Below are 26,366 nucleotides of genomic sequence, written 5' to 3' on the forward strand. Positions count from 1 at the left end.
AAGATTTGTGAACATCGACGCCACAACAGGTTTGATAAACAACTTTCATAGGCAATGCTCCTTTCCTTAAAAAATAGAGAGAAGCCATTGACTATTCCACCACACATTTAACAAGAGTTAAAACAATTCTTAGTGTACGGTCTGATAGAGCCACTTATTTGTGCTTGAAAGGTGGGAACTTACACTGATTAGTATGCTGTCTAAAACGAGAAAGTTTTTACGACTCTCCTCATCGTGCTTTGTAGTGTAGCTTCTCGCTTTCATTATATATGCAGCATAGAGGGGAATCGATACTTTCATCACTATTTGTGCCGCCGCTCGCCGGCGGAATGGTAATTAGTATGAAAAACTTCTATAGGGTTCAGATGTATCTCATCTGATGGTCATATATTATCACCATTAGCTGAAAGGAAACTGAAACAAGACAGCTTTATCATCGAGAGAACTACTTCTACGTTACAGACTCTCTTTCAGAATCTGTACAATCTCATCTCGGGTAAGTACTTTGTATCCGCCTTCAAGAATAAATGTACCGTCAGCGATACCTTCGATCATATCCTCTGTAGCTCCGAGTTCAGAAAGACTCATGGCTACACCAAGTTTCTTCATCCAGTTTTCCATTGCTTCGAGACCTGCCTTTGCAACTTCCTCATCAGACTTGCCTTCTGCGCATATATCCCAAACTTCCATTGCAAATCGCTTAAACTTCTGAAGTCCATAAGGCATGATGAATCTGTAATATGGCAGTGATACTGCGGAAAGTGTCATTCCATGCGTTGCATCAGTATATCCTCCGGCAGACTGTCCGAGCATATGCACCATCCAGTCAGTGGTCTTTCCTCTTGAAATAAGCGTGTTCAGAGCCCAGGTTGCAGTCCACATAATATTTGATCTTGCTTCATAATCTTCAGGATTCTCGATAGCGATCAATGAAGAATGAACAACTGACTTCATCAGAGCCTCAGCAATGTAATCGCTGGTATTGTCGTCTTCCCCTGAGAAGTACTGCTCGCAGATGTGATTGAAAATATCATATATACCTGCCACCATCTGTCTCTTCGGAAGACTCATGGTGTATTTCGGATTAAGGATGGAGAATTTGGGCATGACCTCCTCACCGAATACATGCCCTATCTTTTGATGAGTCTCATGATTAGTGATAACAGAACCGGCATTCATTTCCGAACCGGTACCTGCCATTGTGAGGATACAGCCTACAGGAACGATCTCGCAGGTCGGCTCCTCAAATCGAATATAATATTTCTCCCATGGATCTTCATCACAGTGGACTGACACTGACACTGCTTTTGCATAGTCACAGCATGAACCACCGCCAATTGCCAAAAGCAGGTCAACATTATTCTCTTTGGCAAGCTTAACACCTTCGCGAAGCTTAGCTACTGTAGGGTTAGGCATTACCCCGGAATCCTCAATGATATTTTTCCCATTTGCTTTAAGAATTTCAACAACAGCATCATAGATACCGTTCTTCTTTACAGATCCTCCACCGTAAATGAGCTGTACATTTTTCCCGTATTTTGGAAGTTCCTCATTTAAATACTTTAAAGAATCATCTCCAAAATAGAGCTTTGTTGCATTCTTGTAACTGAAATTTCCTAACATTTTTTATCCTCCTAAATTTATTCCCAGGTCAGTTTTCCTGTTTTTTGTGCTATTTCGTATCTGCCTATCTTGTATTCAAGTTTTTCCAGTGCAATATCATACTTCTTCCTGTTTTCTAGGATCTGCTCTCTTACTTCCTTAAGCAGATTTGTTCTGGCATCTATGGTGTTATCGCCTTCCCGGAATAACTTCACATATTCTATCAGCATTTCCACCGGAACTCCGGCATCACGCATACAGACGGCATTCTCCACCCATCCGATGTCAACTTCCTGATAATCCCTGATTCCCCCGGCCGTTCTTGTAACCTCAGGGATAACACCGACTCTCTCATAATAACGGAGCGTATCCGGAGTCAGATTGTATTTTTCACATACTTCTTTGATGGTCATGGCTTTTCTCCTCGTCTATTGATGCTGTTTTTGAGTCTTAATATCTGACATACAGTTGCCTTTCTGATTGTCTCCTGTATTTCCTTGTGTCCTCTGGTCAGGCACACTTTTCCTTTCCGCCTACTATAATCTTTCCGTTGGAATTCTCATCATCCCTGATGATCTCTGAAACCTCGGGAACCGATATGGAACCCGAAAGAGGATTCTTGATACTGATCATCGGAGTAGTTATGGTTGCTTCAACATCTGACTTTTCAAAGGCAAGATCTGTATCGATCATCCTGCAGTTTATAAGCTTTAGTCCCTTGCAGTAGCAAAGTGGCTGAGTCCCGATGATGGTGCAATTTTCGAAAGTGACATTTTCACAGTACCAAGCGAGGTATTCACCCTTTACCACACTGTTTCTCACAACAACATTTTTCGCATGCCAGAAAGCATCTTTTGTATCAAAATTGCAGTTCTCAAAAAGAGAATCCGTGATGTACTGGAAAGAATATTTGCCCTTGAGAGTCACATTCGAAAAATCAAGCCGCTCTGATCTCATCATGAAATATTCACTCTGAACTTCAGTATCCTTCATACTGATATTCTTCACAGACCAGCCAAACTCAGGAGAAATGATGTCACAGTTTTCAATATTTATATCGGAACATTCTCTCAGTGCCTTTATTCCGTGCATTTTTGAATTTCTTATGTTCGCATCATTTGTATACCAAAGAGCTGCCCTGCAGTTTTCAGTCATTTCAATGCCATCAAGCGAAAGCCCATCATCATGCCAAAACGGATATCTGAGGTTGAAATAGCTATCCTTCACCACAACATTTCTGCTCTCTTTAAAAGCACTCTCTCCATCTGCGGGGCCGTCAAACCTACAGCCCTCCACAATGATATCCCTGCTCCCATAAAGGGCTCTCTCTTCATCAAAAGTTTCGTTCTTTATAACCATATCTCTCATTTATTTCTTCTTACCTCTATATAAATGTCCTCATTTGTTACTTTTTCATATCGGTGTCTGTAAGGTCATACTACACCTTAGAGTTCACTCCAGGTCAATAGGCTTTCTGATTTTTAATTCTAAAAAAAATCTAAAATGAGAATAAGCCTTCCGAAGAAGGATGACTCTGCGTCGTCTTCTTCGGAAGGCTTTTGTTTACTGAGATATCGAAGCCGGTAATTATTCGCCGCCGCTTCTTTAAATATATTAAATTGTCAAAACAAAGCTCCGGCTCCGGTCTTTTTAACCCTGTGATGCTTCGCTCTCTTCACCGAAATCCATAAGTCCGGCTGTATCATCCGTTACAACAACTTCTTCCGCTGCATCAGACTCAGAAGGTACGGAAATAAACTCTGAAACGTACTGATCCTGAGAAGCCCCTTTAAGCATGGCGGGAATGTTTAAGATGATACCATCCATATTGTACGGAAGAGGCTGAGTAACCTTCATCTGTACTGTATCGCCGCCCTTCTCTTCTGTAACCACAAGCTCCATGGTCAGCTTCTGTCCCATTACATCAACCATACCACGCTCGTTCTTCTTCAGAGAAGCAACCTTCTTTCCATCCACCTTGACCTCGATTTTGTAAGGAACTTCGGCTACCAGATCAGAAGATTTATTATCAAAGTAAACCGTGTGACCTCTTCCGATAACAAACATAACAGCTGCTATCGCCATGATAACCAGAAAGGCTGCAATACGATATATCAATGTCTTCTTTTTCGAATTATTCATTTGCTTCCTCCTGAGCCAGTGCCAGCTGCTCACCGGCCTTTGACTTGTTCTTTCTCTTATTGGTCTCATACATGATAAGAGCCACTGTAATAACCGCATAAGATACAAATACACGGAAGTACTCACCGATCATTGAGTCACCGGTTATAACAGTTCCTGCCTTCGGCGCCACGATAAACATGGTGTGGAAGAGAATGATTCCGAGGAAAACATTACCGATGGATGCCTTTTCGACTGACGCACCACCAACCAGAAGTGCAGCGATACAGAACATACCGATCTGAGAGTGTGAACTGTAGGTTGCGATGTTACCCATGTTCTGGAGGTAAATGATCATTCCGATTCCCGCAAATACTGTTGAGAGAACCATGGATATGATTCTGGTACGTTCAACATCGATACCTGAATCTCTGGCAACACCCATATCCTGACCTACTGCTCTCATATCCTGACCAAGCTTTGTCTTTCTGAACCAGATGATAACGAGGCAAAGAAGGAATATGATGATAAATGTTGCCACAGGGATCTTAACACCCCCGATGTTAAGAGGAATAAGGTTATCAAGCTTCTGTCTCATAGAAAGAAGTGAAACTGTGTTTCTGATACCATAGCCTCTGGGAAGCTTAATGTTGCTGTGCTGAATCGGGATAACAGGTCCCATGAGATAAAGCACGATAAGCTGGTAGATACCATTGATGAAAAAGCTGATGATGTAACTGGTTATCATCTCACGGCCCTTAGCCATATTGAGAACCTTTCCGCAGAAAAGTCCGAGGAGAGCTGAGATAGGAACAGAAACTATCATAGCCAGTATCATTCCGGGGATGCCCACTATCTGCCAGTCGCTAACCAGGATAAGTCCGATTTCTCCAGCCATGGCACCAAGTGTCATAGAGAAGTTAAGTCCCATTCCGGCCATGATAGGAATGAGAAGACTCAGTATAAGAAATGCATTTCTTCCCATTCTTGTAACTATCTCATTGCAAAGATAGCTTGGGGAAAGCCCCGAAATAGGTGCACACACAGCACAAATGATAACAAACATGAGTGGAACGGAAAAACGTCTTAATAAATCACCATAATTTATCTTATTCATTTTGTTTCCTCCGTTTTTCTTGTAAGTGCATACAGAATCATTCCGTTGGAAACAATTATTCTGATAACCTCACTCATATCAAGATGAATCATATTATTCATAACTGTCGGTGTCATGGTAACGATACCCTGGAAAAGGATGGTTCCGATGATAACATTCATAACTGATGCCTTATTAACGGAAGCACCTCCGATGAGAATCGCAGAAACCGCCGGAAGGGCCATGTAGAATGGCGCCATATAAAGCTGAATGAATCCGAAGCCCTGCTCATATACAAGGATTCCGATAGCTGCCAGCCATGTAGACATTACAACGGAGATAAGTCTTATCTTGTCAACATTTACACCTGAAGATCTTGCAAATTCCGGGTTTGAACCTACGGCAGTCATTGCAGTTCCTGTCTTTGTATGAAGGAAAGCCCACATACCGAAAGCCAGAAGTGCAAAGAAAAGAATTGAACCGGTCGGAATAGAGAGATTTCCGATGTTTATCTGAAGAATCTTTGCAAGTGCCTGTGTGTAGTAACCCTCAAGGGAAATAGTTGTTCTCAGACCCTTTCCTGCCATACCCCAAACCATGTTAGGACTGTGGTAAGGAAGAAGCAGCCACATCATACACATAAGAGAAACCGATGAAAAACCAACATAGGTTGCGATCATCATTTCTCCGCCCTTGATCTTATTGAGAAGCCATCCGTAAATGCATCCAAACACAAGTGCAAAAGGTGTTGCAAGAAGGATTGCCATAAGGAAAGAAAATGCTCCTGTGAATCCAAGCTCAATGGACAGTGTAGCTCCCAAAAGTCCTGAAATGATTCCGAGAGGCAATCCGAAATTAAGACCGCAGCCCGAATGAACCATAGGTACCATCGCAAGCACCAGGATTCCATTCCAGCTGAAACGGTTTATGATATTTGAGATCTGTGTAGGAAGATCAGCTCCTACAAAAGGTGAAACCACAAGAAGGAGGACCAGAAATCCGGTAATGATCAGTCTCGGAAGCCCAAAATCCTTTGCTATATCCTTCACCCTGTCACCAAGAGTGATCGTATTAGTTTTTTCAGTCATCACAATTTACTCCTTAACAGTTTTTCAGCATGAGCTCACCGAATTTTTCAAGTTGCTCTCCTGCCGGAAGTATGCCTGCCACCTTGCCGCCGGATACGATGGCTATTCTGTCACAGGTTCTTCTCAGCTCTTCAAGCTCCGAAGAAACCATGACGATGGTGACTCCCTGCTCCTTATTAAACTTCTTTAATGCATCAAGAACCAGTGCCTTGGCTCCAACGTCGATACCTCTTGTAGGTTCGCTTACAAAAAGAAGTTTGGGTTCAAGCGCAAATGCCTTGGCAAGACAGATTTTCTGCTGGTTTCCACCTGACAGCTCTTTTGCTTTCTGTGTTGAACCGGTGCACTTTATCTTGAACTCTTCTATGTACTTATCGGTAACTTCTCTGATGGCTGCATCATCTCTCCACTTGAGAAGTCCGCCAAGATACTTTTTGAGGAATTTATCCTGTATCTGCATGGCAGGGAAGGAAACATTCCACTCCAGTGATTCATCCAGCAGAAGTCCAACGCCTCGTCTGTCTTCCGATACAAATGCGAAAGAAGAATCGAGACATTTTCTCGGATTGTTAAGAGGTATATCCTTACCCTCAAAGGTTACCGATCCGCCTGACTGATAAAGTCCCATAACTCCGTTGGGGATACCCAGCTTACCTTGTCCTGCAAGTCCTCCGATTCCGAGGATTTCTCCCTCTCTTACATCAAGGCTTACATTCCTTACAGTCTCTCCCGGCATATCTACCCAAAGATTTTTTATGGACATGATAATGTTTTTGTCCGCACCGGTATCCTCAGTTACATAAGATACATCTGAATCCGCAACATCACGTCCAACCATCCATTTAGTGATGTCCTGAACGCTGGTGTCCTTTGTAGCTGATTCATTTACTACGTAACCGTCTCTCATAGTTACTACTTTGTCACATACCGCGAGGATCTCTCCAAGTCTGTGTGTGATAAAGATGACGGCAATGCCTCTCTTGGACATTCCCCTTATAGAATCAAGAAGAGCTTCCGCTTCCTTTTCTGTAAGAACTGCTGTAGGCTCATCGAGTATAAGCAGCTTCAACTGTTCTTTTGAAAGCTCTCTTGCAATTTCCGTAAACTGTTTGTGTCCCACAGGCATGTTGCTTATAAGCATATTCTTATCTATGGTGACACCCATTTTTTCAATGGATTCGATGGCACGTCTGTCCATATCCTTTCTGTCCAGTGTATCCATACGGTCACTGAAAAGGTCTGACAGCACGCTCTTTTTCTTTGATTCTCTGTTCAGTAATATGTTTTCTGTTGCAGTAAAACCCGGAATAAGTGAAAATTCCTGATGAACCATGCCAATTCCGGCAGCAATGGCGTCAAAGGGTGATTGAAATGACACCTTTTGGGAATCCAGTATAATCTCTCCCCCGTATCCTCCGGTTTCACGGATCACATCCGCTCCGAAGAGTATCTTCATCAGCGTAGACTTACCTGCACCATTTTCTCCGCAAAGACCTACAACCTCACCTTCTTCTATTGTAAGGTTAATGTCTGAAAGAACCTGATTCCCGAAAAAGTCCTTCTTAATGTTTTTCATTTCAAGTAGTGGTGCTTTACTCATTGTTATAATACCTTTCTAAAATGAGATTTCTATCAGCTTTTCACAATATGCTTTCTTATTGGAATACTGATATGGTTTAGCCCAAAAATGTGGGGAGATATGGATATCTCCCCACAATGGTCTAACCTATTTGCGACGCAATCTGAAAGCATCCTTTGAATAATTACTTAGTAGTAAAGTACTTCTCAGGAACCTCAATCTCTGTTGATCCCATGTACTTACCAGGATCGCCCATGATGTATGTATCCTGATAGATAAGGAATGTATTGTCAGCCTTAACACCTGTATCAGCATTTGTATAGTTTGAACCGTTCCAAGCTGCTCCAGGTGAGAACTCCTCATAAGCCTTTGAGATATCGTCGATATCTGTAAGCTCGCTGTTTCCGTCTATAACGTTCATAGCGTGCTGTGCAAGACCTGCAGAAACTGTGTAGCCATATGAATAAGCCCATGTTCCGAATCTGCCTGCACCGCCTTTTTCAACAACTGCACTCTCAACCTTTGCAAGGATCTTTGTGAAATCTCCTGCTTCCTCTGTAAGGTCAAGTCCAAGTGCTCCCGGATATCCCATAAGAGGTGATGGAAGATCAGCCTCGATGAAGTATCCGCCGTTCTCGAGAAGTCCTCTGAGAAGCGGCTCTGTGTGAGCATCATTTGTACAGAAGTAAGCTGAATTCTGACCATACTTCTCAACCCACTCAGGAACGTGCTCAGCGATGTAAGCCTGTGCACCAGGTACACCAACGTCAGTTGTAGGATCCGGAGCGGACTCCATTACGAAATTCATACCAAACTCTTCACAAGCAGCCTTCATGATAGCAACACGACGGCTCATGGTCTCGTATGAAAGGTGACGAGGGAATGAGATGTGAACGAAAGTATCGCAGCCAAGCTCGTGAGCTGTACGGATAATGAGATATCCACGTGCTACGAAATCGTTGTTACATACAAGGTCTGCCGCGCTTCCGATCTCAGGAAGATCCTCATGTGACTCACCTGCGATACAGATGATGTCAGGTCTTCTTTCCTTGATCTGACGGAATGCCTCTGTTGTTCCCGGGATAGCCTGGTTAACAATGATTGCCTTCATTTCAGGATCATCAGAAAGGTTAACGATGGTCTGAACAGTTGTCTCAAGCTCCTCTGTGAAGTTATCAGGATATGTAGCAAGGATAACTCTGTCCTCACCATACTTAGCCTGGAATGCTTCAGCTCCTCTTCTGTCATCCTCTGACTGTGAAACTGAACCGGTTACGATACCGATGTGGTAGTCTGAATCTGCTTCAGCAGCTTCAGTTGCAGCTTCAGTCTCTGCCTTGTCATCCTTGGCAGCCTCTGTTGCAGCCTCTGTCTTTGCTACTGTCTCAATAGTTGCTCCTCCGTTACTGCTTCCGCAGGCTGTGAGAACTGTTGAGAGCAAAAGAACAGATGCCATGACTTTTGCAATTCTTTTCATACAATTTCCTCCTTCTTTTGTGAATAGATACTATATATATACATATTTCAGCCATATGTAGTATCCACACGCACTTTAGCACTTTTATGCTTTAACGCCGCATAACACGAGTATAGCAAACTATATTTCCTCAAACAATATAAAGTATTACAATTAGTTATTTTTAACATAAAAATTTTTTTATTCATAACCTCAACGAATATCTTACTGATTTCATAAAATAAAAAAAGATGGCCACAAATTTGACCACCTTTTCTGCTTAACTTAAATATATGGGATAATGTTATCCCCTCATATGATATACTTCAGTACCTGGAACCATATCATATCCTTTTGCCTTAGCCATTTCACTTACAGTCACAAGCTGGAACCCCTTCTCCTGAAGAGCAGGAATGAGATACTCGGCTGCTGTGGCCGTTTCAGCATAGGTGTCATGCATGAGTACAATGTCTCCGTCCTTAGCCTGTTCAAGCACTACCTTTATGGTGTTATCCGGGTCCTTGGTTGAATAATCAAGCGTATCCACTGACCATATGATCATGGGAAGTCCCAGCTCTCCTACCTTGGCATTGATCTCAGCGGTACGGTTTCCTCCCGGTGGTCTGAAAACTGTGGGCGCGACTTTCACGGTCTCCTCCACCATATAGTCACATTGCCGGATGACGGTTCTTATATCCTCAAGAGGGATGGTATCAAGGTAATTATGTGTATAGGTATGGTTTCCGAGCTCGCATCCAAGCTCCACCATCCTCTTTACACAGTCATTGTTTTCACCCACAACTCTGCTTCCCTGCATAAAGAAAGTCACATGACCTCCGTTATTCTGAATGGAATCCAGTATGCGGTTTGTAACATCAGCTTTGGGTCCGTCATCAAAGGTCAGAGCTATCATAGGCTTTGAGGGATCGATCCAGCTTATATCCACCGGTGACTCCAGGAACTGATTGTTCATGGCCACATACTGATCAGGTATCAGATATTTCTTAAGAACATATCCGGTTTTTCCGTCAAAACTGAACTGTTCCCAACCTTCGATATTTCGCTCTACCACCACTTCAGCGTTTTCATCAAGTATTCCCAGAACTTCAGAATCACTTTCAGAATCGGCGTGAACGTTTACAGCCGTCAGTACTCTCGAAGTATAAGGGAACTCAAATTTTGCTCTCTCTATCTTATCGCTCTCGATTACGATCTTTTCCTGCTCGCCTGAAGCTCCGTCAGATGTTCCATCAGACTCTTCCGAAGTAACAGCCGTCTCCTCGGCTGTTGTTTCTGTCTTCCCATTTACCTCAGGAATCCCCGCTGCATTGCAGGCGGCAGCTTCTGCCATCAATGCTCCCGCTGCTGCCAAAATCAAAAAAATGTTCAGCCTCTTCATACTTATTCCATTACCCCTTTGTTTTTTAATCTGACATACAGATGTCTCTGTTTTTAACTCTTTCCTGTCACTCAACTATATAAACTCTGTCCCCAAGCTCCATCACATCATAGATGTCTCTGACCCACTCGTTCTTAACTCCGATACACCCCCGGGTGGCATCCATGAGCTGGCCGTTACCATGGATCTCGATACCTCCACCGAGTCCTGTCTTTCCGGAAGGTTTCTCCAGATTCCGGTTTTCATTCAGGAGCTCAGTAAATGTTGACTGCCCTATGATGCCTTTTTTCAGTCCATTCTCTGCATCCACTATGTTCGGATAGTTTACCTTCATTTCCTCTTTCAGGGCATCAGACACTTTCATTTCACATATGTAATAGTATCCCACAGGAGTTTTATAATCCCCCTGTTTTTCCTTGTTGCCTTCACCCGCCCCCGCAGTTGCCATATAGGATTTTATAACATTTCCGTTTTCCCAAACCTCCAGGTAGTGGGAAGACTTGTCATAGGCAATAGCTCTTCTTCCATGGCTGGCATATTTCATAAAGGTCTTGTTAATGTTGTTGTCCTGAGGATTAAGCTTTACACCGTCAATGTCAACATAGGCAGTTCTGTCCGGAACGAGACGGTCTCTCACCATCTCCCCGTTCTCATCAAAATACCTTTCAAGCCCATCAGGACATATCATGTATCTGTTTCTTACTCCATGCAAAACCGCAGCTTCCTGTGCTTCCAGGATGCCCGCGGCATGTGCAGGATTAGACACCGGGCTGCCGAATCTGGCTGCACCGCCCAGCGCCGCTACATCTACGACTCCGTCATAATTTGGATCATCCTCGTCCTCCACAGCGTATGATGACAATGTCATACATCCGGAAATGATGGTCAGGGAAAGAAGGGCAGCTAACATATGAAACCGGGATTTCTTTCTTTTTTTGTTTTTAGCACACGCAAGATGCCTGATCATACTATCACCCCTTTTAACCGTAAAATCACTCAACCTTCACAATCACTGCTAAATGATCTATATTCTAAAGGTTGAGTATTCATACTTCCATTTAAAGCCTTAATCTAATTCTTCCAATGCTCCCAGATACCTGTCAACATATCCAAGTATCTCGTCAGCATTATCTCCATCTTTTATATAGGTAATGTATCCTTGCAGCGAATCCGCCTTTGCCTTCAGAACTTTGGCACGGGAATCAACAAATATCCTGCTTTCATACTTGCTGTTTCTCGCATCCTGCATGAGATTGCATGCTGCACTGTTTCCATCCAGAGCTATCATTACGGACTGGCGACGCTTGAATATTTCATAGGCAAAGCTCTTGTAGGTACCAAGTGGCGATGATTCTATGGACACCCGGATTCCGACATTGGCTTCCCTCAGCTTATTCATCTCTTCTTCGGTGGTCGTAGCAGGCACAAAAACAAAAATCTGATATCTGTCACCGGCTTGTTCCAGCACATACTTTTCATAGCCAGTCATGGAAGGTCCCACAACGAAAAACATCTTGCCGGGATCTCCCTTATTTATAAGGTCATTAAGAAAGGCGCATTCCTGTTCACGGAGCTTTGTCACGTGGTGTGCATTATTGAAACTTCCTCCGGCAATAACTACAGGAATGAGGTCCTCCGGCATCTCCTTTATCTTATCCTTGAATTCAAGGGCGCTGTCATATTTTCTTTCTCCGCCGTCAAGGTCCATAAACGACTCTGACTCGGCATCGATCCTTTCCTTCAGGAATTCTTCCGGTGACATACCCTTGCACATTGCATAGAATTTCTGGATCTTTTCATTAAACTCAAACATAGACTTACTGAGTATGGCATCTTCCGCCTTACGCATCTTTAAAAAGTCCTTATGGTTAAGGTCCAGCATACGCTCAAGAGACAGCTGTTCGTCAATGGAATCCGTTCCGTAAAGTGCTCCGCCGTCTGTTCCCTGGATACATGCTATACCGCTGTTTAAATACTGTTTTAACGGGTGGGTATCCAGTGTTGAAAGGTTATTGAGACGAACATTGGAAGTGATCTGGAATTCAAGCACAACCTTCAGCTCGCAAAGCTTTCTGATAAGCTCCCTTCCCTTTTCCGTATCAAGATCCGCAGTATAAAGTCCGTGACCTATTCTCATATGAGGAAAATTCTGATCCTCTGCCAATGCTTCCTCAACACATTTAATACTGTTGAAAACATTATCCGGAAGGGAGTCATTTTCACCCGCATGAATCCTGACAACATAGGACGGAATATCCTTCGCGATTTTAACGATGGCTCCGATAACCGATTTCAGTTCAAGGATATCATTGATCTCCTCGCCTACAAAATCGCTGCCCGCAATATACGGATCCACAGCCACGGCCTTCAGCACCTGAAGATTCTCCGTGAAATAATTACCGCGGGCTACCTGGTCCTTCAAAATAGTAAGAGGGATACGCCTGAGAGCGGCAAGGAATCTCAGTGTTACGCCGGTTTCTCTGGTGATCTTCGGCATAACCTCATGTATCTGCTGTAAGGTCTCTGCCGCTTCCTCTTTCTTCACAAGGGCGGTATCCGAAATTTCGGCATAAACGATTCCGTTTTTCTGGTAAGCTCTTGCAGTCCAGAGAAGCTTATCCTGATACAGAGTGTTGTCAGCGTAATCCGGATTTCTCCTGTCCTGCTCCATCTGCTTAAGAGCATTAACGATATCTTTATCCGGTACAGACTCAATATCCTTGATCTTTATTTTCTTCCGGGCTTCCACTCCCTTTGTGAATACATACCTGTAAATGTATACCTTCTCAAGATTTGTGAAGACTGCCTGACCATCCTTCATCACCGCAAGGGATGCCCTTATCTTCGGAATGTTATAACGGCTTCCGGAAATATTGTTAAGGATCAGATCCGCAAAATTGATCTCCGTGTTGTCATCTATTTTTCTTTCGAGATATTTACCCTGAAGACCGCTGTTTTTAAATTTTACAGCGACCTTCTTTCTCTGCTCCTCCAGAGCTTCACGCTGCTCGGGAGTGATCTTCAAGCCCAGCTTTTTGATGTAATAGTAAGGATACCTTATCTGATGATGGATGCCCATGGCGATGAGAATATCCGGGCTCAGGTTTGCACTTCTGTGGGTATGAAGATCCGTATGGAATTTCACATCCTCCCTGATGTAGGTCTTTACCAGAGTCTTTCTGATATCCAGAAGATATCCCTTTGTCTGACTCATAAGAGTTTTTGCGATGGCAGGCACATAGGCCTTTCTCTCGATAGTCCCGTCGGGATAGATATTGGCAACCTTGGTATCTCCCATCCTGAGTATGTAGACCTTTTCATTTTCTCCATTAAAATAACAAGGGACCATGCCTTCGATCACCTTAAGTCCCTCTGAATTATAAGTAATGGGAAGATCACACACCTTGGCAAAATTTGTTATCAGATTTCCGGTGCCGTGGTTTGGTGTCTCAAGTATGTAGGACATCACATCGTCATTCATGCTTAAAGTTACGATAACATCCTTTTCCTTATCCAGATAAAATTTTCCAAAATATGCCATATCAGATACCTTTTTAATGTGAAAACTACAGTTTGGATCCCCATGCCTGCCGTTGAAACTTCACACGACTAAAACCTCGATGATGTATCGCCGCAAAGCTTAAACACGGGAAATGTCATCACTCACAGTGCCAGTTCATCCAGTGTATTGCCATAGGAGTTCAAAAATTCATCCATAAAATCCTTTACTTCAGGACACTCTTCCTTCATTTTATCCAGGGCTTTCAATGTTGACTTTTGTGCTGTAATGAACTCTTTATTGCCGGATCTTTCTTCTTCAATGCACTTGATCAGTGCCGATAATTTATCGGCTGCTTTCACCAGCTTACGCATATACATTTCATCTTCATCATCTTTATTTGGCTTGAAAATGCTGCTGAACGCCGGTCTCAGATCATCGGGAAGTCTTTCCAGAAGATGATCCTCTGCTATACGTTCAACCGTTTTGTAAGCATGCTTTATTTCTTCATTATAATACTTTACAGGAGTGGGCATATCTCCGGTAATGATCTCAGAGGCATCGTGATAGATGCCGATTAGTGCAGCTCTTTCGCCGTCAAGATGTCTCCCGTATCTTACATTACCTATTATACATAATGCATGGGCGATCATAGAAACTTCGACTGCATGTTCACTGAGATTTTCCGGACGGGAGTTCCTCATAAGTGCCCATCTCTCGATATATTTCATTCTGGATATAGTTGCAAAAAAAGTATAATTATTCATTGTTACTCCGATAATCAGATGTTTTTGTATTTTTATTATTTTTTATCCCTGATTTTCCGTTCTTAATACCGATCTCCCGAATATCCCCGAAAATGATAAACGAGAGATTATATTATTATGAAATTTTTCTAATTTCGTAATATTTCGTTTGGTTTTGACGCTATTATAAATATACTTCATTTCTATGCATTATTCGTTTTATTTTTAACGATTATGCATTCTATGATTTATGATTTGTCACCTTTAGGATCGGTTTTTGGGAGGGGGATAACATATGCAACTACAGATCAACGCCGAACAACGAAACCAGCTTTATAAAAAATGGAAAGAAGAGTACAAAGTCCGTACCGACATGCACAAAGAATTTCATAAGATTAAAAAGCGTTACCTTTGTGCCTATGCTTTTATTCTCCTGATGATGTACGGAGCCTACCAGATTTCCCTTAATTATGAGAAGTTCAGATTCTTTGAGGCTTATGATCTGTATCAGTTTTTTTTCACTGCCTGTCCTTTCTTCATCCTGCTTCTGGCTATTCATGAACTTGTTTTGTATAAAAGCATTCCGGATCCCGAAAAGATGGAAATTGATGACTTCTTTGTATTTCTTTCCTACAACGAATTCAGCAAAACCACAAAGATCATGGCCATGCCGCTAAGCGAACACTTCAAGATCAAGGATGATCCTGAAGCCATCAGCAAAACAGAAAATTCAGAGAATTGCGTGATCATCGGTCAGGTAAATGATCAGTAGAAAGATTCCATACAGTTTTTATAATCGAGACCCGATAATTGAGAAGGGGAGCAAGCTCCCCTTCTTTTTATATAGCCATTTTCTTAGCTTTTCTATTTCTTATTGTTTCAACTATGGAAAGCTTTCTTTTTTCTTCCTTCGGCATCACCTTGCCATCCCAGGTATTAAAAATCTCCATCATCTTTCCGGTAAGCTGCCCTATGGTCATCTGTGACGCATCATCAATATACTTCAGAAGTTCATCATCCGCAGTAATCTTTTCAATCCTCCACTCGGCATCCCCGACACTGGCAAAACCACCTTCTATTAAGTTTTTTTCCTTGTCTATGATGTCAAAGGATACTCCATCACCTGACACAACATAGTAAATACCATGTCTTTTTCCGACTATTCCGTTTTTATATTCTTTAAACTTTGCCATTTTATCCCTTCTTATCCCACATTGTTGGCTTCTGTGCTATCTGTTCGTAATCATTTACAAGGCTTGCCAGCAGCCGCTTATAGGTTGTAGTTTTTGTATCATCCGGTGTTGCTTTTATCCAGTCAAAGTAGTGAGACATGTAGTCTGTAGCCCAGGCATCATAAGCATCAACCCGGATTTGTCCCGGCTCAAGATTCTTTATACATGCATGATAAAGATTTTCAATCTGGGCCTCTGTAAAATCCTTGTAAGTTGCCATGTAAAAGATCGGATAAACCGTCTCATCAGCTCTCTTTTCGGCAAGCTCTTCAGCATTAGCGGCTTCTTCTACCACTTCATCAACGGTAAAGACCTCTTCTTCCTTATCCATATCCATGATATCCTGAGAGAAAAATGACTCTTCAAGGGTCATCTGATGAGGTTCTGTATCATCGATGATGTTGTCAAAGTTACCATTATACTCTGAATCCAGTATGCTCTGGGTTTCCTTCAACTCTCCACTGGTCTTTGCAAGCATCAGGAATTTAATACGCACAGGACGACGGTATTTTTTTCCCATGGCATCGGTTTTCAACGCTTCGTACGCAATTTTTATATCTGTATAATGATTTATCTCTTCCCTCGCAGGAGCAAGTACATCTCTTTCAAAAAATGAGAACTTAGACCAGCTCTTAGGGATCTTCGCTACATTTTTTCCTTTTTTATTCGGATCCGGTTCCCAATCCGCTATCTTCCTCATAAAGTCATTGTCCGTACCTGTTCCAAGCTCAAATGTCCAGGTCTTATTATTGAACTGATAGGATCTCAAAAGATCAAAGATTCTCGGACTGTACTTATGTGTCATAAGAGAAGTCTCTTCAAGACGGGGGGCAATGTAATACTTTTCCTTGTCTGTCATAAGGTTATAGAGAAACGGAAACATATCCTCATGGAACTTTATCTCAACATCACCGCTTCCGGGATCCATATGCACAACATTAAGCCAGTGGACCATTGCTTCCTTACCGCTTTCCAATGTTATCCACCAGGTTTTCTGTCCTATATCATTGAGTATTGCCTTTGTATTGGTATAGCTCAGCTTATTGGCTGATGCACTGCGATGTATGATCTGCTGAAACTCGCTGCAGTTAAAGGTATATACCGTGTTGATATCATCCGTGGGTTTTATCTTGGAGATGAGGTAATTTACGGCTTTACTTTCAACCAATGTAAGCGAGAATTTTCCCTCCTGAACCATCTTTGTGCTTTTGGCAACCTTTTGCTTTCGAGCTTTTTCTATACTGTGACCCATAAAAATAAAAACTCCTGTAATTCGTTGAATTCCTGAACGGAATTTTACTCAACCTTCGTTTAACATACCATTAGTGTTCTTCTCGGAAAGTTGAGTGATCGTACGGATTATTCTCTCTTATTAATTAAATTCTATTGTAAAATAAGATAAAGTGTATTTCAATGATTCTGATACCGTAAGTTAACTCAACTTTTACGTATTTTTGCTCAACCTTCCGTAATTTCACTCACTTTTCGGCAGGCTTTTTACGTAAATTCTCTTTAATTTCCGTATGCGAACTCAACTTTCACTTGATGCTGTACTCCTAAAGGCGTATCTTCTCCGTATATTTACTCAACCTTCAGAATTTCGAGCGCTGCGGATATTATTTACCGTAAATTTACTATACTTTCATCAGTTCAAAAACACTATTGCCGTATAATAACTCAACTTTTGCTATAAATCTACCGTCAAATCTCTCAATTTCAGGCAGGGTATTCCGTAATATTTGCCAACACTTCCGTAAAATCACTCAACTTTTTATACCGGGTTTATTCTGATTCACCGTAAACTTAATCAATCTTCTATTTAATTCCCGTAAATTTACTCAACTTTTCTAATGATTTCAGACATTTTGGTTACTTCCTGACTATGGAAGATACCGTACATTTACTCAACTCCAGACATATTCTTTATCTGAAAAACCCGTGATTTTACGTGCTTTTTTCTTATAGTTTAAGGAACCGTATAATCACTCAACCTTTTTTATCTGTCTTTTACAGGTTTACCGTAAAACAAATCACATTTCATAATATGTTTCCGTAAATTTACTCACCTTTTATATTGATGTCCGGCTTTTCAGCTGCTTTATATATAGAAAAGATACCGTATAATTCCTCAACTTTACCGTAATTTCAAGCTTTTTACCGTATAAAAACTCAATATTTACGTACTATCACTCACTGTTTAACGTATTTATACTCTCTTTTCTCCGTATATCTACTCTCTTTTCAACGTACGTATACTCAACTCTGACGGTATTTCTTCTATAAGATAATAAAATAAATAAAATATATATATATTAATATTATCTACTACTACAATATGGTTCTCAGACCGTAAATTTACTTAACTTTCAAGGCTATGTAGTTGTAGTAGTTGTCTTACACGTATATTGTTTCTTTAAATTCTGTAATCGAACAAGGATTATACTGTTTTGACTCAATCCTCTGATTAAAAAAACACCAATGAACGAAGTCTGTCTTCTTTCATTGGTGTTCTATGTTTTGAAACTTCTGTACCTGAATCAATTATTTTGTGAATTCGGGTAATGCATAAACCTGAACCTCATCATGGCCGGAATACAAATTCCTATACATCAGAAATCAGGGACTGCAGATCATCAATTATGGTTCTGATCTTTTGTACATCATTCTTACTGAACTGATATCCTCTCTTCTCTTTACGTTTTACCAGTTTTATAACGTTGTCATTTATTTTGGATATCATTTCATTTACAGCTATTGGAGCTGAAATACCTATGGATTTATTGAGCTGTTCCTCATCGGCTTCTTTGGCTTCTTTAAGGATCTTATGGTATTTATCAGCTTTTTCCTTAGCTCTTCTCAGCTGTGCCTGAGTATTGATAAGTTCAAGTGAAGAGCTTTCGTCGGTTTCCTGATCGCTGTTAACCAGAGATTCTAGTTCCAGGGTTTTGTTCTTCAACCTCAGGATTTCGTTCTCCTGTTCCTTGAGCTTTTGCTCATTTTCGCGAAGTTTTTCTTCTGTAGCTTTCTGTGCGGCCTGACGTTCTTCATCCTGAGATTTTAACTGCTGATATTCGTCTTCGGTTACTGCTTCGCCATGTTCATTAATATAATTCAATATATAGTTCTGAACATCTATGCTTCGTGATGCATACTGGTTTGCTTGATTAATAGAAATCTTTTCTTCATCAAGCAATGTCTGGAGACCGACGATGAGATTCTTGTTGATGGAATCATACTTTCTTATCTGTCTTGAAGAAATTGAGAGTTTCTCTGCTATCCTGTCATACAGCTTTTTTTCGATGCCTCTGCTCTGAAGGAGTTCCATAAGTCTGGAAACTCTTTTTCTCATATCTCCCGGATGTGAAGACTCTGATACAGCATCATAGTTCATAAGGAGATTTAACTCCTCAAGTTCTGTCCAGGGGATATCGTCCCTGAGGATCAATGCCGGAAGCTTTCTGTGCATGAAAGAAGGGTTTCTTTCAAGAATAAGAGAAAATGCCGCATATCTTCTGTGTCCGGAAATGATTATATAGTTACCGGTTGCCTTACCTGTTCTCTCCTCTCCGCCGTCAAACTCTCTTGCTACAACGATGGCTGACTGAAATCCGTTTCTTTCGATGTTTTCCGAGAATATATCAATATCTGTATCGTCAATATCTCTGTTGTTAGGGAAGGTGACCAGTTTTTCGTACTGGATCATTTCAATCTTTGAACCGTTACCGAGGTCAAGACTTACTGTATCAAGCTTCTTTTGTGTATTTTGAAATAATATAGCCGCGTTGTTATATCCAAGGGGTGCGGCATCTTTTTTTGCTGCCATTTAACTCCTCCTAATTTGTAAATACTTTTTTTTGAGCCTTAATATCCGAAACTAAGATGCAGATGCGATCAACCTTGTTAAAGACTGTAATGCCATTCTTGTTTCGAAGAATTTTTAACGCTTATCCATCTCAAATCTTGTTTTGGCATTTGAGTATTTTCTGAGGAGTTTCTTGTAGTCATCCAGGTCGATCAAAGACAACTGCTGAGCGACATTTATGTAGTCGGTTCCTGCATTGGTCTTTTTATCGTAATAGTAAATAGGCATATATCTGGAAAGTGATTCTGCGATATTGTTATCGTCTCTTATAACTGATTTTAATGCTATATTCTGGAACATTGCATCATATGCTGAATACTTCTGACGTACCAGAGTGGTTCTTGCCTTTACATGGGCAAGGAGTACACCTATGATCTGTAGTTCACTGTTATAATCTGCCTGAATTCTGTAATAGTCCTGGATTACGTCTGAAATTCCGTCATAAGAGAAGTTTGCAGAGTCAACCGGGATAAGTACGTAATCAGATGCTATCAATGACATATCCGAAAAGCTGTCGGCTGCAGGGTTATTGTCAATGATTATGGTGTCGTATTCTCCTTTTATCTTATCCAGAACTTCTTTAAGTCTGAAAAGATCCTTTTCCTGATAGCCGTTTGAATAAAAGAACTGGTCCGGTCTTTTTACATGCTTGTTATTGGGAAGTACATCTACTCCGAATTCTGAATGTACCAGCACTTCTTCAAGTGTGGCATCACCGAAAAGCAAATCTGTTATGTCAGGATTTTCTTCGTTAAAAGCTCTGTATACCTGGCTTGAATTTCCCTGGCAGTCCATATCGACTATGAGGGATTTCTTTCCTACAAGTGTGGGTACACACGCAAGTTCTACACAGCTGGTTGTCTTACCTACGCCGCCCTTTTTATTGAATGCACAAATAATGCTCATTTATTCCTCCGTACAAACGTTCTATAAAATAACATATCACATTTATTGTACTATATTTTTTGCATAAATGAAATATTTTTGGTATAAATATTTTGATTGTTCTATTTCTGTTGAGATTTAGTCCTATACCTGTTTATATACAATTATTTATTTTCTAGATATTCTGCAGGAATAGATTTTGATTATAAACGTTTCTGATTTTTCATTTTTGAATATAGTCATTATATTGATTTGTATTTATCTGGATTAATTTGTGATTATATTATTTTGTTTTGATATGTTTGTATTTAATCTTAGGTTGTATTAAATCTTAAGTGGATAACAATAAAGGTCTGAATGTATTAATATTAAATTGTTGGTTTTAAAAACCGATTAATATTTAGTTTAAAGATCAGCGTTTTTGTTTTCTTATTATCCTGATGTTGTTTTACATAATTGCTGTTTAAGAGTGATTTGATTTTTGTGTGATGATTTAATTATATTTCGGGATGAGTGAAGGTAGGTGATCGACTAAACTATGTGAACCGAGTTCAAGAACATGCGTTCGTGAACTCGGTTCACACTCGGTTTGCCGGATATTGAGTCAAAACAACTTTAACACAAAAATGAATTCGAAATTGATCAATATAAATATGATAAGTTTAGATTAAATAAACACTGAATGACGATGTGATTATTTCACCTTTAATCTCTATGTCTGCAACATAATATTCGAATAATATATTACAAACAGATTTTCTTCAAATAAATATATTAGTAATATAAATGTATAGTGATCAAATAAATATATATAATAATAGAGAAGAGAGATGTGACAAGTTTGAACCCGGTTCACAAACGAGCGTTCTGAATATAATTAAACACATATGTTATAAATGTAAAATAATTATAAAGTTTATAAAATATTTAGCGTAAAATGATGGATGACAGTAGCGTGAAACATAGAAATATTGAAGAGAATAAGAAGAATCAAAGCACAATATAATGATATTAAAAAGGTTCATGATACAATATATAGTGTTTAAGAAAACTGTGAAACATTTTTATCCATTGCGTGAAACAAAGGTTATGACTGCGCTGTAGGAGCCATCGAAATGGTTAATGTGATGGGGCAGATCTGATGAGCCTGGGGGACGGAAAAGTCATATCAAATAGCATTTTTCCGTCTCCCTGGTCCATTATCAAATAAGAATACGACAATTTTGTTTTTATGAGCAGCAAGCTTACATATTCAGTTAACGATTCTTCGATAGCTCTGGTGAGGGGCCGCAGTATTCGTTTTTGCGTGTGATAAAGAAAAAAATCGCAATCATAGCTGCCAAAAGCTCTGTGACCGCCTGAGCAAGCCATAAGCCGTCTGTACCGAGAAACTCAGGCAAGACTAAAATCAACACCGTCTGAATAATAAAGGTTCTGAAAAAAGCCAGGAGCCCGGATACTAATCCATTATTGAGTCCGGTAAAATAAGCGGAAGCATATTCGTTAAAGCCCTGGAGCAGAAAAGCAAAGGCATACATACTCAGTGCGTGGATTGACAGTCTATAGACCGTCTCATCATAGCCGACGTAAATTTTGGAGATCGCAGGCGCGGTGACCCGTGCCAGGACAAACATCAACATGCCGAAAACAATGTTCAGTATGAGTCCCTTTTTCAGCAGGTTTTTCAGTTCCGGGTAATTTTGCGCGCCAAAGTGGTAACCTACGATGGAGGTGGTTTGCATTGCCAGACCATAAAATACAGAGGCGAAAATCCCCTCGACAAAGATTGTCACACCATAAGCTGCAACACCATCCTCGCCCAGCATTCTGAGCAGCTGAAAATTGTAAAGGGCAAAAATCAGCGATGTCGACATGTCATTAACCATCTCGGAGGATCCGTTTCCACAGGCTTTCAAAAGCGGTATAAGCTGAACTCGTCCCTTGCAAAAGTGAATGGAACTCGAATTCGGTCTTGCAAAGTAAATCAGGGGAATCAGGCCGTTCAGACAGGCACCGATTCCGGTGGCTACGGCAGCACCTACCATTCCCCAATGAAAAACGGCCACAAAGAGCCAATCGAACAACAGATTGCTGAACAGGTTCCCAAGAGAGATGTAAAATCCTAGTTTCGGCTTTTCAGCTGTGATCAGGATGCTCTGAAAGGTGTAACCTAAAATCATGATGGGCAGAAACAGGAAGAGGGTATGGCCGTAAGGAAGTCCGTATTCCAGAATCTCCGGTGTTGCGCCGATCAGCACTGCTACCGGGCGCAAAAACCATATGCCGAGCACGGTCATCAAGACACCTATTATGACCGCTGTCTTGATGATTGCGGTGAAATAACGATTGGCGTTCTCCGGCTTTCCGTTGCCCAGCTCAGCTGCAATCAGCGCGCTTCCTCCCGAACCGAACATATAGCCGACCATGGACAGAAGCAGCTGAAATGGATAGATGATATTTATAGCGGAAAAACCTGTCTTGCCTATGTAGTTTGAGACAAAGTAACCGTCAACCACATCATAGGTTATGGAGATCAAGATCATGCCGATGGTCGGCATGGCAAAGAGCAGCAGCTTTGTGTAGGTAAAATGATCGGATAGCTTAATCTCTTTCATCTTTTTCCTCCCACTCGTCTGCACCTTCCAGCACTATACGTTCAAAATGGTCTATATAACGGTCATGGAAATCTCGTATTTTTTCTTCCGAGAAGCAATTGGCAGCCCATTCTATTTCGGAATCAAAAAGGCCGCTGTTATCGTCGTTTTCCAGGAATTCCAACTCCAGACGCGCACCGGGAGCATGGTGACGGTTTTCCAGTTCAATCTGCAATGGATACAGAGATGCAAGCTCGTCGGCATTCATGTTCTGCTGGTAGTTAACCTCCATAGGATCGTTGTAAAATGCGGAATCCTGAGCGGCAAAATAGTCATAGCTGCAGTGGGAGATACCATCCGCTACCTGCCGTTTTATTTCGACAATCAGCTCCTCCAGGCTGTGTATCTGATTCATGTGGACACCAACCGGCAGATTTTTTATCAGCATTCCTACGGAATCGGACGCAAAGCTGCCGAGACGATTGTTGAAGATCCAGTTGGTCATGATGTCATTCCTGCCGCTGGTCTCATGCAGGGTTAAAATGGCCGCAGCAATAGCTATGACACTTCTTGTGGTGTTCAGCCGTTTTTCAGCCTCCTCAAGATCAGAAGCGTCAAAGGGGAAACGGATTACGCGGCCTGCCGCCGTGGGAACGGATTCCTCCCTATCCGGTTCGGGAATATGGCACCAGTCATATCCGTCATATTTTTTCTCAAAATAATCCTTGTCCTCCAGATACTTCGGCGACTTGCGAATATTGTCTTCATTGTTAAGGTATGCACAGTAATAGTCGGGGGGTAGCGGCTCGCCGTGATAAGCTTTGACTATACTGGACATGATTAGACCGATACAGGCCCCGTCCATTGCCAGGTGGTGGACATCATAGAAGAGATAGCTGTATCGTCCGGTAAGGAACATGCGTACCCGCAGCAGTGGTGAGTTGAACATAGGGAAGGGCTTAACCAATTCGTCCTTCATGTGGATAATGTCCATATCGGTGCACGTTTCAAACTGAATTTCGGGAAGCATATCCGGGCAATAGGTCTGGATCAGTTCCCCTTGCTCGTCAAATCCAATTTTCATCGACAGAGCAGGATGATGATGAATGGCCTGATTGACCGCTTTCCGCAGGCGTTCAGGATCTATCTTTCGATTAAAGCGGAACAGATAGTACATATTGTTCCACATAGTGGAATGGGTCTTTGCAAACTGATAATCAATAAGCTTTGTCTGCATGGCGCTGAGATAGTGAGGTTTTTTCCGCGCCTGTGCTTCGATTTCATCCAGACTCATCCCTTTTTCCGTTTTCAGAAGCATGGCGGCGATGCGTTCGATGCTTCGCAGCGAATAGATGTCTGCACTGGTCACGCCGTAATCCATAAGTTTTGAAGTCAGGACCATGCTTCGCAGCGAATCTCCGCCCAGCTCAAAGAAATCATCTTCTACACTGATCTGATCAGGCTTCAGGTTCAGAACCTCAGCAAAGGTATCCAGCAGCATGCGCTCAGTATCATTCCGCGGAGCGGTCACATTCCGTTCATTCTGAGTTGGCTGTGGATCGGGAAGAGCCTTTTTGTCTACCTTACCGTTTACAGTCTCCGGGAGTCTGTCCATCTGTATAATGACCGACGGGATCATGTAATCCGGCAGTCGTTTGCCCATAAAGGCCTTTAGCTCGTCCAGATTGACTGAATCCGCAGAGGTAATATAACCCGCAAGGTAATCCGTGTCGCCATGGCAGAGCTTAACGGCACTACCCTTGATATCGGGGTAGCTGCCCATGACACGTTCGATTTCGTCAAGCTCGATGCGAAAGCCTCTCAGCTTAACTTGATTGTCGATTCGACCCAAGATACAGATACGTCCGTCCTCCGTCCATGAGGCGAGATCACCACTGTGATAGGCGCGCATACCTCGATAGGTAAAAAATGCCTTAGCTGTTTTGTCCGGCAGATTTACATAGCCGCGCCCGACGCAGGCTCCGCAGATAATCAGCTCGCCCTTCTCACCGACGTCAAGGCTGTTTCCATCGGCATCCATGACAAAGAATTGCGTGTTAACGATGGGGCCACCAATGGTAACCTCTTCATCCGGCCTCATTACGACGGCCGCACACCCCATGGCACACTCGGTCGGTCCGTATACGTTCATAATCACGCTGTCTTCCCGCAGGGCGCGCAGCTTCATGTACAGATTCTTCGGGAAGGCCTCCGAACCGACATCGTAGAACTCAATCTGTCTGAGCGCCTGAGCGCACGCAGGTATCCCCACGATATTGGAGAGAAACGTTGGGGTGCAGGTGATGCCGTTGACGTGGTTGTCTTGGATTGTCTTTGCCAGAAGGAAGGGATCATGGATTTCCTCTGATGTCGCAAGGCACACGGTATTCCCATTGCATAGCGGTACAAATTGTTCCACGATCGAAACATCAAAGGAGAATGCGGCCATCGCCAGTGTGATGCTGCCGGGTTGGGCGTAGTGCATGATTTCAACGGATTTTTCGTTTCGATGCACGTAATTAGCAAGATTTCCCTGTTCGATCATGACGCCCTTGGGACGTCCAGTGGAGCCGGAGGTATAGATGCAGTAGGCCAGATCGCCGGACGCGATTCCCTCCGCCGAGGGATAGGTGTCATCAGTCTGTGTTTCAAGGATGTCCTCCACAGCCAGGACTTCAAAGCCGCCTTCGGACAGAGCCGTCCGTTCTTCGCACAGGTTTCTGCTTGTCAGCAGAATGGTGGCGGAGGCATCTTCCATGCTAAACAGAATTCGTTCATCCGGATAGGAAACAGTAAAGGGAAGAAAAGCCCCGTGTGCCTTCAACACGCCTTGCTCCGCTACATAGGCAAATTCTGTACGTTCCAGCAATATGCCTACCAGAACGTCACGGCCAACACCTTTTTTGATAAGTAAATTGGCTACTATGTTGGAGAGACAATCCAGCCTGCCATAGCTGAGTGCTTTTCCCATGCAGATAACTGCAGTTTTATCAGGCGAGAGAAGCGCGTGAGCATGGATCTGTTCGGATACCGGAATAAAAGGAAAAACCAGATCTGTCTGATTTGTCCGTTCAATAAGGGACTGTGTTTCATTCTTTTTTATGGTTGTCATAGTGAAACTAATTCCTTTCTGATTTAAACACGCACAATACTTCAAGGCTTTTTAGCCCGAGATAATAACATGATACCAATGTGGTCAACCTTCCG

The 26,366-nt window shown here is 42.1% G+C and carries 19 protein-coding genes; 1 reads left to right on the forward strand and 18 read right to left on the reverse strand.

The window, feature by feature from the left end:
- Positions 1–456: 456 nt before the first annotated feature.
- The 12 genes from BLV86_RS13480 to yfbR form a co-directional block, all read right to left on the reverse strand.
- Positions 457–1,623: an iron-containing alcohol dehydrogenase gene (locus BLV86_RS13480; RefSeq protein ID WP_031550337.1), complete on the reverse strand. Its 1,167-nt coding sequence runs from the start codon at positions 1,621–1,623 to the stop codon at positions 457–459.
- 17 nt (positions 1,624–1,640) lie between these two features.
- Complete coding sequence (locus BLV86_RS13485; RefSeq protein ID WP_031550334.1) at positions 1,641–2,015, reverse strand: MerR family transcriptional regulator; 375 nt, start codon at positions 2,013–2,015, stop codon at positions 1,641–1,643.
- A gap of 97 nt (positions 2,016–2,112) precedes the next feature.
- The gene (locus BLV86_RS13490; protein ID WP_090818442.1) at positions 2,113–2,970 is read right to left on the reverse strand and encodes a DUF3737 family protein; all 858 of its coding nucleotides are present in this window, start codon (positions 2,968–2,970) and stop codon (positions 2,113–2,115) included.
- A 282-nt stretch (positions 2,971–3,252) separates the two neighbouring features.
- Positions 3,253–3,744 carry a DUF6672 family protein gene (locus BLV86_RS13495; RefSeq protein WP_044916397.1) on the reverse strand — a complete coding sequence of 164 codons (492 nt, stop codon included), beginning with the start codon at positions 3,742–3,744 and terminating at the stop codon, positions 3,253–3,255.
- The gene (locus BLV86_RS13500) at positions 3,737–4,840 is read right to left on the reverse strand and encodes an ABC transporter permease (protein WP_090818445.1); all 1,104 of its coding nucleotides are present in this window, start codon (positions 4,838–4,840) and stop codon (positions 3,737–3,739) included. Before BLV86_RS13500 ends, BLV86_RS13495 begins: the two co-directional genes overlap by 8 nt.
- Complete coding sequence (locus BLV86_RS13505; protein WP_090818448.1) at positions 4,837–5,907, reverse strand: ABC transporter permease; 1,071 nt, start codon at positions 5,905–5,907, stop codon at positions 4,837–4,839. Before BLV86_RS13505 ends, BLV86_RS13500 begins: the two co-directional genes overlap by 4 nt.
- A gap of 13 nt (positions 5,908–5,920) precedes the next feature.
- Positions 5,921–7,507: a sugar ABC transporter ATP-binding protein gene (locus tag BLV86_RS13510; RefSeq protein WP_031550317.1), complete on the reverse strand. Its 1,587-nt coding sequence runs from the start codon at positions 7,505–7,507 to the stop codon at positions 5,921–5,923.
- 163 nt (positions 7,508–7,670) lie between these two features.
- Positions 7,671–8,963, reverse strand: a complete 1,293-nt coding sequence (locus BLV86_RS13515; protein WP_031550314.1) for a DUF3798 domain-containing protein — start codon at positions 8,961–8,963, stop codon at positions 7,671–7,673.
- A 283-nt stretch (positions 8,964–9,246) separates the two neighbouring features.
- Positions 9,247–10,341 carry a polysaccharide deacetylase family protein gene (locus BLV86_RS13520; protein WP_139297927.1) on the reverse strand — a complete coding sequence of 365 codons (1,095 nt, stop codon included), beginning with the start codon at positions 10,339–10,341 and terminating at the stop codon, positions 9,247–9,249.
- A gap of 67 nt (positions 10,342–10,408) precedes the next feature.
- The gene (locus BLV86_RS13525) at positions 10,409–11,308 is read right to left on the reverse strand and encodes a L,D-transpeptidase (protein ID WP_090818454.1); all 900 of its coding nucleotides are present in this window, start codon (positions 11,306–11,308) and stop codon (positions 10,409–10,411) included.
- Between the two features lie 99 nt (positions 11,309–11,407).
- Positions 11,408–13,882, reverse strand: a complete 2,475-nt coding sequence (locus BLV86_RS13530) for an amidohydrolase family protein (protein WP_090818456.1) — start codon at positions 13,880–13,882, stop codon at positions 11,408–11,410.
- Between the two features lie 122 nt (positions 13,883–14,004).
- Positions 14,005–14,607, reverse strand: a complete 603-nt coding sequence (yfbR, locus tag BLV86_RS13535) for a 5'-deoxynucleotidase (RefSeq protein WP_090818459.1) — start codon at positions 14,605–14,607, stop codon at positions 14,005–14,007.
- 274 nt (positions 14,608–14,881) lie between these two features.
- Between yfbR and BLV86_RS13540 the strand changes: the two genes are divergently transcribed.
- Positions 14,882–15,358, forward strand: a complete 477-nt coding sequence (locus tag BLV86_RS13540) for a hypothetical protein (protein WP_031550291.1) — start codon at positions 14,882–14,884, stop codon at positions 15,356–15,358.
- 67 nt (positions 15,359–15,425) lie between these two features.
- Here BLV86_RS13540 and BLV86_RS13545 read toward each other — a convergent pair whose 3' ends face one another.
- The 6 genes from BLV86_RS13545 to BLV86_RS13570 form a co-directional block, all read right to left on the reverse strand.
- On the reverse strand, positions 15,426–15,779 hold the full coding sequence (locus BLV86_RS13545; protein WP_090818462.1) for a hypothetical protein: 354 nt from the start codon (positions 15,777–15,779) through the stop codon (positions 15,426–15,428).
- 1 nt (position 15,780) lies between these two features.
- The gene (locus BLV86_RS13550) at positions 15,781–17,070 is read right to left on the reverse strand and encodes a replication initiation protein (protein WP_090818464.1); all 1,290 of its coding nucleotides are present in this window, start codon (positions 17,068–17,070) and stop codon (positions 15,781–15,783) included.
- A 1,350-nt stretch (positions 17,071–18,420) separates the two neighbouring features.
- Positions 18,421–19,641 (reverse strand): coiled-coil domain-containing protein, encoded by a 1,221-nt coding sequence (locus BLV86_RS13555; protein ID WP_031550283.1) that lies wholly within the window; start codon positions 19,639–19,641, stop codon positions 18,421–18,423.
- A 114-nt stretch (positions 19,642–19,755) separates the two neighbouring features.
- Positions 19,756–20,586 (reverse strand): ParA family protein, encoded by an 831-nt coding sequence (locus BLV86_RS13560; protein ID WP_090818467.1) that lies wholly within the window; start codon positions 20,584–20,586, stop codon positions 19,756–19,758.
- A 1,235-nt stretch (positions 20,587–21,821) separates the two neighbouring features.
- Positions 21,822–23,180: an MATE family efflux transporter gene (locus BLV86_RS13565; RefSeq protein WP_090818470.1), complete on the reverse strand. Its 1,359-nt coding sequence runs from the start codon at positions 23,178–23,180 to the stop codon at positions 21,822–21,824.
- Positions 23,167–26,271 (reverse strand): amino acid adenylation domain-containing protein, encoded by a 3,105-nt coding sequence (locus tag BLV86_RS13570; protein ID WP_090818471.1) that lies wholly within the window; start codon positions 26,269–26,271, stop codon positions 23,167–23,169. Before BLV86_RS13570 ends, BLV86_RS13565 begins: the two co-directional genes overlap by 14 nt.
- Between the last annotated feature and the right edge of the window lie 95 nt (positions 26,272–26,366).

Origin of the sequence: Oribacterium sp. KHPX15, assembly GCF_900107835.1 — a bacterium.
In the GTDB taxonomy this organism is placed as follows: domain Bacteria; phylum Bacillota; class Clostridia; order Lachnospirales; family Lachnospiraceae; genus Oribacterium.